The sequence below is a fragment of the Colwellia sp. PAMC 20917 genome (assembly GCF_001767295.1).
Classification (GTDB): domain Bacteria; phylum Pseudomonadota; class Gammaproteobacteria; order Enterobacterales; family Alteromonadaceae; genus Colwellia_A.
Genome location: NZ_CP014944.1, coordinates 1,397,427 through 1,412,558, shown reverse-complemented (window position 1 = coordinate 1,412,558; position 15,132 = coordinate 1,397,427). Strand labels below are relative to the sequence as shown.

Below are 15,132 nucleotides of genomic sequence, written 5' to 3'. Positions count from 1 at the left end.
TGAAAAAAATTAAGTTATTTAAAGCCTCGTTAGTTGCACTTGCTTTAGCGGCAATAAGCCATGCTAACGCAGAAAGTTTAGCAATAACCAATGCCACTATTCATACGGTTACTGAACAGGGTGTTTTAACAAATGCCACGGTTGTTATTGATGACGGAAAAATTATTGCGATTAACCCTGAAAAGATTGTTGCTGATGTAACCTTCGATGCGATGGGGAAAATATTGACACCGGGTTTAATTGGTTCAATGAATACATTAGGTTTGGTTGAGGTAAATGCCGTATCAAGAACCCGTGATGCTAGTGATAAAAAAGCAGACATCACTTTTGATGCATCAATCGCTTTTAACCCACGCTCAACGGTTGTGCCTTATACACGCAAAGGTGGTATCACCAGTAACGTTTCAGTACCTAGCGGTGGTGATAGTATGTTCAAAGGGCAAACCTTTGTAACAGACCTCTCAGGCGATTTTGACAGTGTTTACATTAAAGAAAATGCCGTCATCATAGATCTTGGTGCTAAAAGCAGTGGTTCACGCGCTCTAAACTTACAAAAACTGCGTTACACGCTTGAAGACGCCCAAAAGGCCTTAACCAAGGCTGCTGAAGACGCTAAAACAGCGAAAAAAGACAAAAAGGCTGACGAGAAGCAAAAAGAACCAAAAGAACCAAAAGAACTAAAGCGTGATGAAAAAATTATTAACGCCTTATTAGCCGGTGATAAACCACTTGTAGCTTATGCTGATCGCGCCACAGACTTACTAGAATTACTGAAATTAAAAGCTGAATTTAATCTTGATTTAGTGATTGCTGGCGGTGCTGATGCGATATTAATTACCGAGCAATTAGCTGCAGCGAAAGTTCCAGTTATATTTGGCGCTTTAGATAACTTACCGAGTAGTTTTGATTCGCTACATTCGTCGTTAGACAATACGGCGAAATTAACTCAAGCCGGTATCAATGTTGCTTTAGCTATACACGACGCACATAACTTGTATCAACTGCGTTTCGAAGCGGGTAATGCAATTGCTAATGGTTTAACTAAAGACCAAGCACTTGCCGCTGTTACTGCCAATGTTGCCGATGCTTTTAACATTAATGCGGGTCGTATTGCCGTTGGTAAAAAAGCCGATTTAGTTTTATGGAGTGCTGACCCTTTCGAGCTTAGTACGAAAGTAGATAAAATGTGGATTAACGGCAAAGAAGTCTCAACGCAGAGTCGTCAAGATGAGTTACGTAAACGCTATACCACTGAGAGTGATATGCCAAGAGGTTACACGAAGTAACCCTTATTGGCAGTTTGCTATTCGATAGCGAAAGGCATTAAACGATAATTCGTTTAATGCCTTTTTTTTGCGCTTTGTTGTTTAGCATTTTTGCCGTGATGCAGAGTTTATTTCTCTTGTCGTCATGCTGAATTCATTTCTCTTGTCGTCATACTGAATTTATTTCTCTTGTCGTCATACTGAATTTATTTCAGTATCTGGTCTTTGTGGTTGCAAGTACAGATCCTGAAACCAGTTCAGGATGACGGAGATGGTATCAGGATGACGTAGTAGTACTCAGGATGACGGAGTAGTGTTCAGGATAACGGAGCTCGCTTTACACTCTTGTCGTCATGCTGAATTTATTTCAGTATCTGGTCTTTGTGGTTATAAGTACAGATCCTGAAACCAGTTCAGGATGACGGAGATGGTATCAGGATGACGTAGTAGTACTCAGGATGACGGAGTAGTGTTCAGGATAACGGAGCTCGCTTTACACTCTTGTCGTCATGCTGAATTTATTTCAGTATCTGGTCTTTGTGGTTATAAGTACAGATCCTGAAACCAGTTCAGGATGACGGAGATTGTATCAGGATGACGGAGATGGTATCAGGATAACGTAGATCGCTTTACACTCTTGCCGTCATGCTGAATTTATTTCAGTATCTGGTCTTTGTGGTTATAAGTACAGATCCTGAAACCAGTTCAGGATGACGGAGATGGTATCAGGATGACGGAGATGGTATCAGGATGACGGAGTAATGTTCAGGATGACGGAGTAATGTTCAGGATAACGGAGCTCGTTTTACACTCTTGTCGTCATGCTGAATTTATTTCAGTATCTGGTCTTTGTGGTTGTAAGTACAGATCCTGAAACCAGTTCAGGATGACGGAGATGGTATCAGGATGACGGAGATGGTATCAGGATGACGGGGTTGGTATCAGGATGACGGAGATTGTATCAGAATGACGTAAATGGTATCAGGATAACGGTTATTTGTATTCAGGATAACGGTTATTTGTATTCAGGATGACGGTTATTTGTATTATCGTTATAATGATTTGTTCTCTACTTTCTAAATACCGTTTGGGGTTGTATGTCATCAATTATTGCTGAAAATGAATTTGGTCAAATTAAGCAAGTTTCGCTTACCGATCAGATAAATGCACTAGAAATTATCCATAATACTTGTACCGCAAAAATAAGTTTATATGGTGGTCATGTTCTCGCTTGGCAACCGGCTAACCAAAAGCCGGTATTTTGGCTAAGTGATGACGTTATTTTTGAACAGGGAACGCCTATTAGAGGTGGGATCCCTTTATGTTGGCCATGGTTTGGTCCATATCAAGCACCTAGTGGTGAAAAAGCGGGTAATCATGGTTTTGCTCGTCAACGAAATTGGCAACTTGATGACGTGATCGTTGCTAAAGACAGGGTTACGGTAACTTTATCTTTGTCTGGAGAAAATGAGCACCCATTATGGCCTCATCAATACCAATTGAAGCAGCAGTTGATTTTTTCTGATCAATTTGAACAAAAATTATTTATCAGTAACTTATCATCCAAGGCGTTTGAATATTCAGCGGCATTACACAGTTACTTTGCCGTTAGTGCACCAGAAAATATTACGGTAGCGCCGTTAGCTGAGTTTCCCTTTGATGACAAAGTTACGGGTAAAGAACAGCAGCATGCTGCTTTAGAAAATTGTCTGGGTGAAGTCGATCGTATTTATTACACTAACCAACAATGCTTAATCGAAGATAAACAATGGCAAAGAACGCTTACAGTATCGTCAACAAATTGTCAGCAGTGGGTTTTATGGAACCCCGGCGTTGAGGTTGCTCAGCGAATGAAAGATCTTCATGTTGGCGCTGAAAAAGAATTTATTTGTTTAGAGGCAGCTAATACTGACAGGCAAGTTGTCCAAGTGAATGAGACCGTGATGATCGGGCAGAAAGTCACGCTAACATAAACACATCAAAAACAGCACTCAATTTAAGCCACTAGACTTTGTCGCTATTATCCTTTATCTTTTGATGATTAATTAACAGGTAATACCAGTTGGTATTATCTTTTATAATTTTGGTGGCTGTGTGAATACAAGTCGTAGAGAATTCTTTAAAGTTAGTCTGCTTGGCAGTGCCATCTTGTTGGTTGGCAGTAGCTTGTCTGCTATAGCACTAGCCAACCCAAGTACAAAAAACCTACAAAAGTTTGATTTTCTTCAAGCATCTGATGCTGATTTTTTATTAGCGCTTGCCCCTGTTATGTTAAAGAGTAACTATCCCGGTGTATTAGTAGAAGACGCTGGAATGCGCTTATTAATGGCTGTTGACCAACAAATAATTACTTTAGGTGAACACTCCCAAAAGCAATTACGGCAGCTGTTTGATTTAATGTCATCGACGACATTTCGTTATCTTGTTGGTGCACCGACCAGTGATTGGACAACAACCCCAACGAAAGAAATTGAAAGCTTTCTACAAGGTTGGAAAAATAGCCTATTTTCATTAAAACGTACTGGCTACGCTTCTTTAGGCAAGCTGATTATTATGAGTTGGTATGCTCAGTCAGAAAATTATTTACAAGCGGGATACCCAGGCCCTCCTAAAATATATCCATCGCAGGAATAAAACGTGAAAATAGTCTCTGAAATTCGTGGTATTAGCGATCCGTACTCAGCAAATAAAGCGATCACTAAGCAAACGGTCAATGCTAATCAGCTAGATACCAATATTATTAGCGCCGATGTCATTATTATTGGCACTGGGGCTGGTGGTGGCACAAGTGCTGAAATACTGGCGCAGGCAGGGCTAAAGGTGTTGATGATAGAAGAAGGACCATTAAAGTCGACCCGTGACTTCAAAATGGATGAACGAACTGCCTATGCCGATTTGTATCAAGAAAATGCTGGGCGAGCCACAAAAGATGGTGGCATTGGTATCTTGCAAGGGCGCTGTGTTGGCGGAACTACGGTAATCAACTGGACCTCAAGCTTTAGAACACCGTCACCAACCCTAGATTATTGGCAAAAAACATTTCAGGTAAAAGGCTGTAGCACCAGCGATATGGTCCCTTGGTTTGAAAAAATGGAAAAGCGCTTAAATGTCACGCCATGGCAAGGTGGAGCGAATGAAAATAATGCGGTGCTAAAAGAAGGTTGTGAGCAACTCAATATTCCATGGAAAGTTATTCCGCGCAATGTTAAAGGCTGCTGGAACTTAGGTTACTGCGGTATGGGGTGCCCGACCAACGCAAAACAATCGATGCTAGTTACCACTATCCCAGATGCGCTTGAACATGGTGCCACATTACTTTATCAAACTCGTGTCGAACGGTTAATTATTGAAAATAAAAAAATAACAGCCGTAGAATGTTTTGCGCTCGATGATAATAAGAAAAAGACAGCGAAGAAGATCATCGCCAAAGCACCTTATATTATTTTAGCAGCTGGTGCGATTAACGGCCCAGCACTGATGTTACGCTCTAAAGCGCCAGATCCAAATAATCGTATTGGTAAAAGAACCTTCTTGCATCCAACTGTTTTCTCCTTTGCTCAATTTGATAAAGAAATATCGCCTTTTTATGGTGCGCCACAAACTATTTATAGTGATCATTATCAATGGCAAAATGGTGCTACCGGGCCGTTAAGTTATAAGTTAGAGGTACCGCCATTACACCCGGCTATGTCCTCAATTATGTTAATGGGCCATGGCACTAAACATGTTGAGGATATGGCAAAGCTGAATAATACCCATGCAATGTTAGCCTTGTTACGTGATGGCTTTGACGCTGATAGTGAAGGCGCTGAAATAACGCTTTCTGATGACGGTAGCCCGATTGTTGATTATCCGATGAATGATTATTTATTTGATGGGGTTAAACGCGCTTATTTATCTATGGCTGAAGTGCAGTTTGCTGCTGGTGCTAAAAGAGTTCGCCCCGCACATCAACACGGACAATGGTTTGAAAGCTTTGAGTCTTTTAAAGCCGGTTTTAATGAACTTGAGCATAAAGTCAGTAACAACTTAATTGGTAGCGCTCACGTTATGGGAGGCTTAGCGATGGGTGAAAACAAAGCACTATGCTTAGTTGATAGCGATTGTAAGTACCATTATTTAGATAATTTATGGGTATTTGATGGTTCTGTTTTTCCTACCTCTATTGGTACTAACCCACAACTTTCTATTTATGGCTTAGTTTGTAAACAAGCGAACAAACTTGCTAAAAAATTGAATGAATCATAAAGGTTTTATTTTTGGCGTCAGGCAAGAAAACAACTAAACTTACGATGAAAAATAGACCGAATTATAATTATTAGCACAATTTTCTTCATGCTGAATTGATTTTTCTTGTTGTCATACTGAATTTATTTTTTTGTCATGCTGAATTTATTTCAGTATCTGCGTTTTGTGGTTCTAAGTACAGATCCTGAAACAAGTTCAGGATGACGGTTTTGTGTTCAGGATGACGGAGGTGTGTTCAGGTTGACGGTGTCGTGTTCAATATGAGGGTGTTCGCTTTACGCTCTTGTCGTCATGCTGAATTCATTTCAGTATCTGCTTTTTGGGTTCTAAGTACAGATCCTGAAACAAGTTCAGGGTGACGGAGATGTGTTCAGGGTGATGGTGTTGTTTCAGGCGGGCAGTGTTGTGTTTCGAATTTCGAAGTCGTATTTGGGGCTGTTTGGTACTCTTGTCGTCATGCTGAATTCATTTCAGTATCTGTTTTTTGGTTCTAAGTACAGATCCTGAAACAAGTTCAGGATGACGGAGGTGTGTTCAGGTTGACGGTGTCGTGTTCAGGGTGACGGTGTCGTGTTCAATATGAGGGTGTTCGCTTTACGCTCTTGTCGTCATGCTGAATTTATTTCAGTATCTGTGTTTTTGGTTCTAAGTACAGATCCTGAAATGAATTCAGGATGATGGTGTTGTGTCAGGCGGGCAGTGTTGTATTTCGAATTTCGAGGTCGTATTTGGGGCTGTTTGGTACTCTTGTCGTCATGCTGAATTCATTTCAGTATCTGCGTTTTGTGGTTCTAAGTACAGATCCTGAAACAAGTTCAGGATGACGGAGATGTGTTCAGGATGACGGAGATGTGTTCAGGGTGATGGTGTTGTTTCAGGCGGGCAGTGTTATGTTTCGAATTTCGAAGTCGTATTTGGGACTGTTTGGTACTCTTGTCGTCATGCTGAATTCATTTCAGTATCTGCGTTTTGGTTCTAAGTTCAGATCCTGAAACAAGTTCAGGATGACGGAGTAACATTCAGGGTTTTTGACTGTGCTATCTTGTGTTTACTTTGTTCAAAATAGTTATCTCATACACATGCTAAAGCAGTTGATTATTTGTTAATTAAACCCCCTTTATATATTTATGCACATATTTAGAATAAATCAAAACTATGTGTATATTGTATATTATGCTGGCTTTTATCTCGCTAGCTCAGCAATATCAGAATACTATATTGTATACAATATGGTAAATATACAGTTTTTTCTTAATAAAGTGCTAAAAATACTGAATATTTACTCTAATCTAGATTGACACGAAATTATTTTTATGAAACTGCAATAATTAGTTTGCTTTTTAGGCATTGGAGTGATTATTCTAATAAAACTTTTTGTTTGAATGAGACTTTTCATGGAACACCTAAATCAATTATTTGTAGAAGCGGGCACGTTAATGTTTGCTGGCATGGTCTTCGTTTTTATCTTTTTGGGATTAATGATTGTTTTTATTAATGTCGTTTTAAAACGCCTCGCCATCAAATTTCCAGATGCCGTTGTCCAAACAAGATCTACCCGCTCAAATCAAAAAACAAAACAAAATGTTGATGGTGTTTCACCTAAAATGGTGGCAGCAATTACTTCTGCTGTATCGCAATACCGAAAACAACATAATCAACCCTTAAGCAACCATAAAACTAAATAGGAATAAACTCATGACAAAGCCATTAGGTATCACTGAAGTTGTTTTAAGAGATGGTCATCAATCATTGCTCGCCACTCGTTTACGCCTTGAGGATATGTTACCCATTGCGCCAAAACTTGATGAAATTGGTTTTTGGTCAATCGAGTCTTGGGGTGGTGCTACGTTTGACTCTTGTATTCGCTATTTAGGTGAAGATCCTTGGGAACGTTTACGCGCATTAAAAAAAGCGATGCCAAAAACTAAACAACAAATGTTATTTCGCGGTCAGAATATTTTAGGCTACCGTCATTATGCTGATGATGTGGTCGAGAAGTTTGTTGAACGTGCTCATGTTAACGGTATTGACGTGTTTCGCATTTTCGATGCAATGAATGATGTACGTAATTTACAAACAGCGATTAAATCAGCAGTAAAAGTCGGCGCTCATGCGCAAGGCACATTAAGCTATACCGAGAGTCCAGTGCATACCCTTGAAGGTTGGCTGACGATGGCTAAGCAAATTGAAGATATGGGCGCGCATTCTTTATGTATCAAAGACATGTCTGGTTTATTAAAACCTTACGACGCTGAAGAATTGATTGGTCGTCTAAAAGAAACGGTCTCTTTACCTATTGCTTTACATTGTCATGCGACCACAGGTTTAAGTATTGCTACTCACATGAAGGCTATTGATGCCGATGTAGATGTTATCGATACGTCTATTTCTTCAATGAGTATGACTTATGGTCATTCACCGACAGAAACGATTGTTTCGATTGTTGAAGGTACCAAACGAGATACTGGTTTAGATATGGTGAAGCTTGCTGAAGTTGCCACTTACTTTCGTGAAGTTCGTAAAAAGTATGCCAAATTTGAAGGTAGCTTAAAAGGTATCGATGCGCGTATTTTACTTGCACAAGTTCCTGGCGGCATGTTAACAAATATGGAAATGCAGTTAAGAGAACAAGGCGCTGCAGACAAGCTTGATGAAGTATTAATTGAAATTCCAAAAGTAAGAAAAGATTTAGGTTATATCCCATTAGTGACGCCAACCTCGCAAATTGTTGGTACGCAAGCGGTATTAAATGTATTGACGGGTGAGCGTTACAAGTCAATCACTAAAGAAACAGCCGGTGTTTTAAAGGGTGAATATGGCGCAACTGCCGATAAAGTTAATGCCGAATTGCAAGCGCGTGTTTTAGATGGCGCTGAAGCGATAACTTGTCGTCCTGCTGATTTAATTAAACCTGAACTTGATAATCTTACTGCAGAATTAGAAGAACTTGCTAAAGAGAAACAGATTGATTTAGCCGATGAAGTGATTGATGACGTTTTAACGTATGCATTGTTCCCGCAAATAGGACTGAAATTTCTAGAAAATAGAAATAACCCGGATGCATTTGAACCTGTGCCTACGATTGAAGATGCGGTAGCAGCCTCTGCACCCGCTAAAAGTTCAACCGCGCCAGAAAGTTATGCCGTTAGTGTTGATGGTCAGGTGTTTGACGTCGTTGTAGGCCCTGGAGGCGATATTAGCCAAATTACTCAGCCTAGTAGTAGTCAATCATCATCGCAGTCATCAAAACCGTCCTCATCAACTTCTGAAGCGTTAAATGCACCACTTGCTGGCAATATATTTAAAGTGTTAGTTAATGAAGGTGATGAAGTTGCAGCCGGTGAAGTTGTTATCATTATGGAAGCAATGAAAATGGAAACTGAAATTCGTGCAGTTAACTCAGGTACCGTCACTTCAGTGGATATTAAAGAAGGCGATTCTGTAACTGTTGGTCAAGCTTTATTGAGTTTAGGATAGATAATAATGGATTCGTTAAATAAACTTTGGTTGTCTACTGGCTTAGCTAACTTCGAGTCAGGTCAGGTGATCATGATGATAGTTGGCTGTTTGCTACTTTATCTTGCAATAGCACGTAATTTTGAACCGTTATTGTTATTACCTATGGGCTTTGGTGCGATATTAACCAATATACCATTGGCTGGATTTTCAGAAGTTGGTGGTTTATTACATTTCATCTACTATGCGGGTATTGATACGGGGATATTCCCGTTGATTATCTTTATGGGGGTGGGTGCAATGACCGACTTTGGCGCGTTAATCGCTAACCCTAAAACCTTGTTACTTGGTGCTGCTGCCCAATTCGGTATCTTTGCCACCTTATTTGGTGCTATTGCTTTAAACGCAATACCTGGTATTGAATTTACGCTTAAAGATGCATCAGCTATTGCTATTATTGGTGGTGCAGATGGCCCGACAGCGATATTTTTAGCATCAAAACTAGCGCCAGAATTATTAGGTGCTATTGCCGTTGCTGCTTATTCTTATATGGCTTTAGTGCCAATTATTCAGCCACCTATTATGCGCGCATTAACCACTGATGCTGAACGTAAAATTGAAATGGCGCAATTACGCCCAGTAACAAAAATTGAAAAAATAGTATTCCCATTAGGTGTTCTCATGATGACTATTTTCTTTTTACCATCAGCAACACCTTTAGTTGGCATGTTCTGTTTGGGTAATTTGATGCGAGAATCTGGCGTGGTTGAACGATTAAGCTCAACAGCGCAGAACGAGTTAATTAATATCACCACCATATTCTTAGGTTTAGGGGTTGGCTCTAAATTAAGTGCCGAAGCCTTTTTGAATATAGAAACCTTAGGTATTTTAGGTTTAGGTGCCGTGGCATTCTCAATTGGCACTGCTTCTGGGGTATTAATGGCTAAGTTAATGAATAAACTTTCATCAACACCTATTAATCCTCTTATTGGCGCTGCCGGTGTTTCAGCCGTACCTATGGCGGCACGTGTTGCTAATAAAGTGGGTTTAGAAGCTAATCCACACAACTTCTTATTAATGCATGCGATGGGGCCTAACGTTGCCGGTGTGCTTGGTTCAGCGGTTGCGGCAGGTATCTTACTAGCATTAGTGGGATAGAAATTGTGGTACGCTTAACGCGTTAACTAACAAAAACGGGAAGCAATGCTTCCCGTTTTTTTTCATCTTAGCTAGGCTAATACCCAGCTACGACAACAAATGACATATTTGCTAGCTTAGCTATCTTTTACTCAATTATACCGTTATCAGGCAATTGGGCGTAAGGAGCTATTTTTTTAAAGTAGTGAGCGGTATCGTCAGACAGTAACGCATCTAATTGTTTTTTTAGCTTTGCTCCTACTGCATCGTTTGCAACAGCAAGACTGGCTGCAATAACTTTAAACTTTTGATAATAAATTTTTTGTGGGCTTTCGGGGGAATTGAATTCTGTTGGAACTTTGGTGGAGAGATCGTCTTGTAATTCTTTAATCGTTGACATCATAGCCACCCGTTCGAAAAGTATCACTTTAAGTCTCCCGCGTGCCATCATCATAATTAATTTCGCTAAACTACTTATTTCAACAAACTTTTCTCTGGGAACTTGCGCTAATTCAGCGAAAAAATCAGCATTACCAATTAGTGTACCTATACTCCCTTCAGGCAAATTTTTGATGTCAAAGTTAGCGGGGGATGTTGAATAAAGATCAACGGTAGTGTCAAAGTGCCAAGATAACTCTTGTGCGTATTGGTAAAAGCTTTCTGTTTCACTATCTTTAGGCGTTAAACCTACCATGTCGATACGGTAACTTTTTAATTCTAGCTTCGCGCGAGCATAGGTCATTATTTGATAATTAAACGTTAGTGTGGAATTTTCTTGCAGGCCATTAAGCATATCAATAACAAAACCAGTGCCGTCTTCGTTTACTAAAGGAGGAAATGGCTCCAAGCCAACTAAAATATTAGTAGGGTTGGCTAATGGCTTAACGCTAAATAAAGCACATAAAACAGCAACACCGACAACCTTATATAGCATTGATATGTTGTTCAAAATAGACATCCTATAAATACCGTTTGAATATTTAAACATAGCCATTAAGGGTTCAATTTAAATTGATGCCATAGTACCTTTTTGTCATCTTGATTTTGCTCTTGTTCAAAGCAAATACGGTCATGTAAACGATTAGCTCGACCTTGCCAAAATTCAAGGTAATGAGGTTTTATTCGCCAACCGCCCCAAAATTCAGGTAAGGGGACTTCTTGACCAGCAAACTTTTCAGTGTAATAAGCTTCGCTCTGCTTTAATGCTTCTTTACTCGCCAGTGGTGAACTTTGCTTTGACGCCCATGCGCCAATTTGGCTACCGCGGTCTCTGCTATGAAAATATTGTTCTGATTGTTCAGGCGTTACTTTTTCTACTCTGCCTTCTATCCTGACTTGGCGTTGCAGTACATTCCAATGAAATAATAAGGCTATCTTATTATTCTCATTTAAATCTTGGCTTTTTCGGCTGGCGTAATTAGTATAAAAAACGAAACCATCGTCATTAAACTCTTTTAACAACACCATACGTGAGCTAGGTTGTCCGTTTTGATCGCAGCTGCTGACAGACATCGCTTCAGGTAATAAAATGCCTGATTTTTTCGCGTCATCAAACCATCGGCCAAACAATTCAATGGGTGTTGTTTGTTCAGAAATATCGGGAAGTGGTAAGGCAACACCTTGACCAAATGTTAATAAGCAACGTAATTTTTCAAATAATGTCATAACGGTAAATTTAAATGATGTAGGGAGAATAAGTTCGTTAGATAGTAGCATGAATGTTTTATCTGACAATAAGAGATTATCGGCTTAATGCAATCAAAAGTTAAAGCAGTGATGACTATATTTCCCAATCATCACTGAAGTCTAATGCTTCACGAAGGCGCTTTTTTTCTAGCAAATCATCGATACGTTTACGCACCTTGCTATTTTTATCTGCTTTTTTACCGGTGGCGAGATCTTTGTCGTAGTTATCAGACTCGTCATTTGCTTTATATTCATCTGCCATTATCGTGTTTTTCTCACGGTTAAGTATTTTTATTAATAAGGATTAATTTCAAGATAGGCAACAACTGAGAAAATTTCAATAAATTAGCTCAATCGCCTACTATTAATGCCATTATTTTTTAGTAAATAACCGCAGATAAAAATAAACTATTTGAATTGCGGTAGCAGATTGATAAACTGCTTTCACTTTAGTTTTACTGAATTTAGCGCCTGCTTATGTCTAACCGTAATTTCGTCGAATGGCTTGAAGAAATGCAATGTCAGGCTTTGAGCAAATTTCAGCGACAACTGGTGTTACTGGTCGGTGATGCTTGCTGGGTAAAGCAGTTACTGCAACTTAATGAACAAAACCAGAGTAAAGACGCTTGGCTGGTGTTTAGTCACCACCCCGAAATTTCTGCCACGATCAACAACAAACACTTTGCTCAGCAACTCGGTAGTGAGCATAGTCGAATATTATTTTCAGGTGTTGAAAATAGCGACTGTTCTGCGCTTAATAGTATCAATTTGGATGCTTTTGCGGCGCTCTCTGGCACGCTAGTCGCTGGCGGTGTTATGTGTTTATGGCTTGAAAAACCATTAATACAAGCGATTGAGCAAACAAAGAAAGCTTCACTTAAGTATTTTTATCGACAACTACTCGACAATAAAGCGTTAATTACGATTTCACAAAGTGACGAACAAACGTTTCCGTTGTTAGATGATATAGCACCAGCAATATCGACCGTCTCTAGTGATTTTTTATATCAATGTAAAACCAAAGAACAACAAATAGCCGTTGAACATATTATTAAGGTCAGCCGAGGTCATCGAAACCGCCCATTAGTGCTAACCGCTGATCGTGGTCGTGGAAAATCATCAGCGCTTGCTATTGCTTGTGTTGAGCTCATTGCAAATAACACCGCTATGGGCCATGAAAAAATTAATATTGTTATTACCGCACCCCATGTTCGTTCTTTATCGGTTTTTTACCGTCAACTTGCTTGTTCATTAGCGGCACTTGGCGAAAAATTTGACTATGCTAATACCAGTAAAACCGCCTTGGTTCACCCTTTGGGGTCGATAACTTTTGTTGCGGTCGATCAACTCATTCGCCGCGATGATTCATTGAATATTTCGCTATTACTGGTTGACGAGGCAGCTGCCATTCCGGTGCCTTTATTAACAAGCTTAACGGCCCTTTTTTCTCGTGTTGTTTTTTCAAGTACGGTTCATGGTTATGAAGGAGCAGGGCGCGGCTTTACGGTAAAGTTTCAACAAGCGTTAACAAAGCAAGTGCCGCAGTGGCGAAGCTTTCATATGCATCAGCCTATTCGCTGGCGTCAAGACGATCCGCTAGAAGTCTTTGTTTTTGAAAGTTGTTTACTCAACGCCAAGTTAACAGAATTGCCGTTACTAACTCAGCCTGTAAGCGAAATTTCTTTCAATAAAACAACCTTAAGCCAATCATCGACAGTGCAGTTGGCTAAAGAGTCGTTATCTTTTAGCCAAGTATCATCAACCTCGTTGATTGAAGACACAGCGTTATTAAAGCAAGTTTTTGCTGTGCTGGTCACTGCTCATTATCAAACGTCACCAAACGATATTACGCTATTACTAGACAATAAAGCGCTACAATTATTTGTTGCCAAATTAGGTGATGATATTGTCGGTGTTGCCTTACTTCTTGAAGAAGGGTGTAATAAAACAGCCGATATTCAAGCGATAGCAACAAATCAACGTCGACTAAAAAATCAGTTTATTCCCCAATCTTTATTAACTCATTGTGGTTTTAGTGAAAGTTTTAGTTATCAATATTTGCGGGTTTTACGCATAGCTATTCATCCACAATATCAAGGATATGGTTTTGGCCGTTGTTTTATTAAAGCGCTAGAAAATTTTGCAAAAAAGCAGCAAGTTGATTTTATTGGCGCGAGTTTTGGTGCCAATGCGCAGTTACTTAAGTTTTGGCAAGATGCTGATTATCAAATTGCTCGAATAGGTTTTACTAAAGACCAAGCCAGTGGTGAGCATTCCGCGCTAGTGGTTTCTGCAATGAGCGACCGGGGGCAATTTTTTCAACGAAAGATTGCCAGTGAATTTTATAGTTCATTCGATTATTTACTCACCGATGAATACAAAGGTTTATCACCTAAGTTAGTGTGGCAAATATTACATCATTGCCCGGATAAAAGTTTACCACAGCTAAGCGCCCATCAGCTAAGCAGTATTAGCGACTTTGTTCAACAAAAACGGCAGTTTAGTCATTGCGTAAAAGCGTTACATTATTGGTGTCTTTTACACTGTAAAGAAAATTATCAAGCAAGTATACTCGTGTTAATTGAACGTATTTTACAGAAAAAGCCCGTTGATGAAGTATGTAAGAATCATCAGTTAACTGGTAAAAAAATGCTAAATCAGGCCCTAATTGATTACATTGCGCAGGCTCAAGCGCAAGCGCACTAGCTATTCAATCGCCTAGGCGATCTGTTGTTGCCAAAATTTAAGCATAGTAAAATAATGACAAGGCTGACTGGCGAAAGCGGTGAAGTCGTCATGTTTAATAAGGCGAGTTAAATAATAGCTGATCACCTTTGCTAATTCATTACTGGGATGTTGCGCATAAGTTTTGGTTAATACGCTCAACCAATCTTCTATTTGATAAAGCTCACTTGAATAAGCAATAGCGCAATGAATACTGTCTTTATGAGAGCTCGCTGAATAAGTTAACGACATCTTGATTGCTCTCCCTGCAAGCTGCTTTGTAAGAGTGATTGCCACAATGTTTTACGTGCAGCATCATCTAAGCACCTGCACTCATTACCAGGCAAAGCGCCAGACAAGATTAACTTTTCTAATAATATGATGGGCAATTCAACTTTTGCCTTTTCAGTGTGTGTTTGGTGATAATTGTCTTGGATATTTTTTCTATTGATAGAGTATTGTTGCGCACCCATGATGAAACTCCTTTGCTTTGCCGATAACGTTAGATTTAATTTAATGTAATAGTTACCATAATGCAAATGATAATTGTTATCATTTGTATTGTTAGGTGTTTTATTATTTTTAGTGATGTGATTTTTACACATATCCCATTACA

The 15,132-nt window shown here is 39.5% G+C and carries 13 protein-coding genes; 8 read left to right on the top strand and 5 right to left on the bottom strand.

Translation table 11 applies throughout. From position 1 onward, the window contains the following. Positions 1-8 precede the first annotated feature (8 nt). The 7 genes from A3Q34_RS06015 to A3Q34_RS05985 all read left to right on the top strand — a co-directional run bounded on the left by A3Q34_RS06015 (position 9) and on the right by A3Q34_RS05985 (position 10,127). Positions 9-1,286, top strand: coding sequence for an amidohydrolase family protein (locus A3Q34_RS06015; RefSeq protein WP_070377028.1), 1,278 nt, complete (start codon positions 9-11; stop codon positions 1,284-1,286). 1,076 nt (positions 1,287-2,362) lie between these two features. Then, the gene (locus A3Q34_RS06010; protein WP_070374537.1) at positions 2,363-3,238 is read left to right on the top strand and encodes a D-hexose-6-phosphate mutarotase; all 876 of its coding nucleotides are present in this window, start codon (positions 2,363-2,365) and stop codon (positions 3,236-3,238) included. A 121-nt stretch (positions 3,239-3,359) separates the two neighbouring features. Further along, on the top strand, positions 3,360-3,899 hold the full coding sequence (locus A3Q34_RS06005; protein ID WP_070374536.1) for a hypothetical protein: 540 nt from the start codon (positions 3,360-3,362) through the stop codon (positions 3,897-3,899). A 3-nt stretch (positions 3,900-3,902) separates the two neighbouring features. Beyond that, the gene (locus A3Q34_RS06000) at positions 3,903-5,513 is read left to right on the top strand and encodes a GMC family oxidoreductase (RefSeq protein WP_231907438.1); all 1,611 of its coding nucleotides are present in this window, start codon (positions 3,903-3,905) and stop codon (positions 5,511-5,513) included. Positions 5,514-6,907: 1,394 nt separating this feature from the next. After that, on the top strand, positions 6,908-7,198 hold the full coding sequence (locus A3Q34_RS05995; RefSeq protein ID WP_070374535.1) for an OadG family protein: 291 nt from the start codon (positions 6,908-6,910) through the stop codon (positions 7,196-7,198). Between the two features lie 10 nt (positions 7,199-7,208). Continuing rightward, a complete protein-coding gene (gene oadA, locus A3Q34_RS05990) occupies positions 7,209-8,990 on the top strand; it encodes a sodium-extruding oxaloacetate decarboxylase subunit alpha (RefSeq protein ID WP_070374534.1) in 1,782 nt (593 codons plus the stop codon). A 6-nt stretch (positions 8,991-8,996) separates the two neighbouring features. After that, a complete protein-coding gene (locus tag A3Q34_RS05985) occupies positions 8,997-10,127 on the top strand; it encodes a sodium ion-translocating decarboxylase subunit beta (RefSeq protein WP_070374533.1) in 1,131 nt (376 codons plus the stop codon). A 127-nt stretch (positions 10,128-10,254) separates the two neighbouring features. Here A3Q34_RS05985 and A3Q34_RS05980 read toward each other — a convergent pair whose 3' ends face one another. From A3Q34_RS05980 to A3Q34_RS20400, 3 genes are all read right to left on the bottom strand, one after another. After that, a complete protein-coding gene (locus A3Q34_RS05980; RefSeq protein ID WP_157470841.1) occupies positions 10,255-11,055 on the bottom strand; it encodes a transporter substrate-binding domain-containing protein in 801 nt (266 codons plus the stop codon). 44 nt (positions 11,056-11,099) lie between these two features. Further along, on the bottom strand, positions 11,100-11,771 hold the full coding sequence (gene pdxH / locus A3Q34_RS05975) for a pyridoxamine 5'-phosphate oxidase (protein ID WP_070377026.1): 672 nt from the start codon (positions 11,769-11,771) through the stop codon (positions 11,100-11,102). Between the two features lie 115 nt (positions 11,772-11,886). Next, complete coding sequence (locus A3Q34_RS20400) at positions 11,887-12,054, bottom strand: PA3496 family putative envelope integrity protein (protein ID WP_157470838.1); 168 nt, start codon at positions 12,052-12,054, stop codon at positions 11,887-11,889. Between the two features lie 215 nt (positions 12,055-12,269). Between A3Q34_RS20400 and A3Q34_RS05970 the strand changes: the two genes are divergently transcribed. Then, complete coding sequence (locus tag A3Q34_RS05970; RefSeq protein WP_070374531.1) at positions 12,270-14,498, top strand: GNAT family N-acetyltransferase; 2,229 nt, start codon at positions 12,270-12,272, stop codon at positions 14,496-14,498. A gap of 12 nt (positions 14,499-14,510) precedes the next feature. Here the strand turns inward: A3Q34_RS05970 and A3Q34_RS05965 are convergent, their stop codons facing one another. Further along, a complete protein-coding gene (locus tag A3Q34_RS05965) occupies positions 14,511-14,768 on the bottom strand; it encodes a hypothetical protein (protein ID WP_070374530.1) in 258 nt (85 codons plus the stop codon). Next, positions 14,759-14,989 carry a hypothetical protein gene (locus tag A3Q34_RS05960; protein WP_070374529.1) on the bottom strand — a complete coding sequence of 77 codons (231 nt, stop codon included), beginning with the start codon at positions 14,987-14,989 and terminating at the stop codon, positions 14,759-14,761. Before A3Q34_RS05960 ends, A3Q34_RS05965 begins: the two co-directional genes overlap by 10 nt. Positions 14,990-15,132 lie beyond the last annotated feature (143 nt).

Excerpts from the sequence above, each read along its gene's own strand:
- A3Q34_RS06010 (WP_070374537.1), top strand. The coding sequence starts at position 2,363 with ATGTCATCAATTATTGCTGAAAATGAATTTGGTCAAATTAAGCAAGTT.
- A3Q34_RS05995 (WP_070374535.1), top strand. The coding sequence starts at position 6,908 with ATGGAACACCTAAATCAATTATTTGTAGAAGCGGGCACGTTAATGTTT.
- oadA (WP_070374534.1), top strand. The coding sequence starts at position 7,209 with ATGACAAAGCCATTAGGTATCACTGAAGTTGTTTTAAGAGATGGTCAT.
- A3Q34_RS05985 (WP_070374533.1), top strand. The coding sequence starts at position 8,997 with ATGGATTCGTTAAATAAACTTTGGTTGTCTACTGGCTTAGCTAACTTC.
- pdxH (WP_070377026.1), bottom strand. The coding sequence starts at position 11,771 with ATGACATTATTTGAAAAATTACGTTGCTTATTAACATTTGGTCAAGGT.
- A3Q34_RS20400 (WP_157470838.1), bottom strand. The coding sequence starts at position 12,054 with ATGGCAGATGAATATAAAGCAAATGACGAGTCTGATAACTACGACAAA.
- A3Q34_RS05970 (WP_070374531.1), top strand. The coding sequence starts at position 12,270 with ATGTCTAACCGTAATTTCGTCGAATGGCTTGAAGAAATGCAATGTCAG.
- A3Q34_RS05965 (WP_070374530.1), bottom strand. The coding sequence starts at position 14,768 with ATGTCGTTAACTTATTCAGCGAGCTCTCATAAAGACAGTATTCATTGC.
- A3Q34_RS05960 (WP_070374529.1), bottom strand. The coding sequence starts at position 14,989 with ATGGGTGCGCAACAATACTCTATCAATAGAAAAAATATCCAAGACAAT.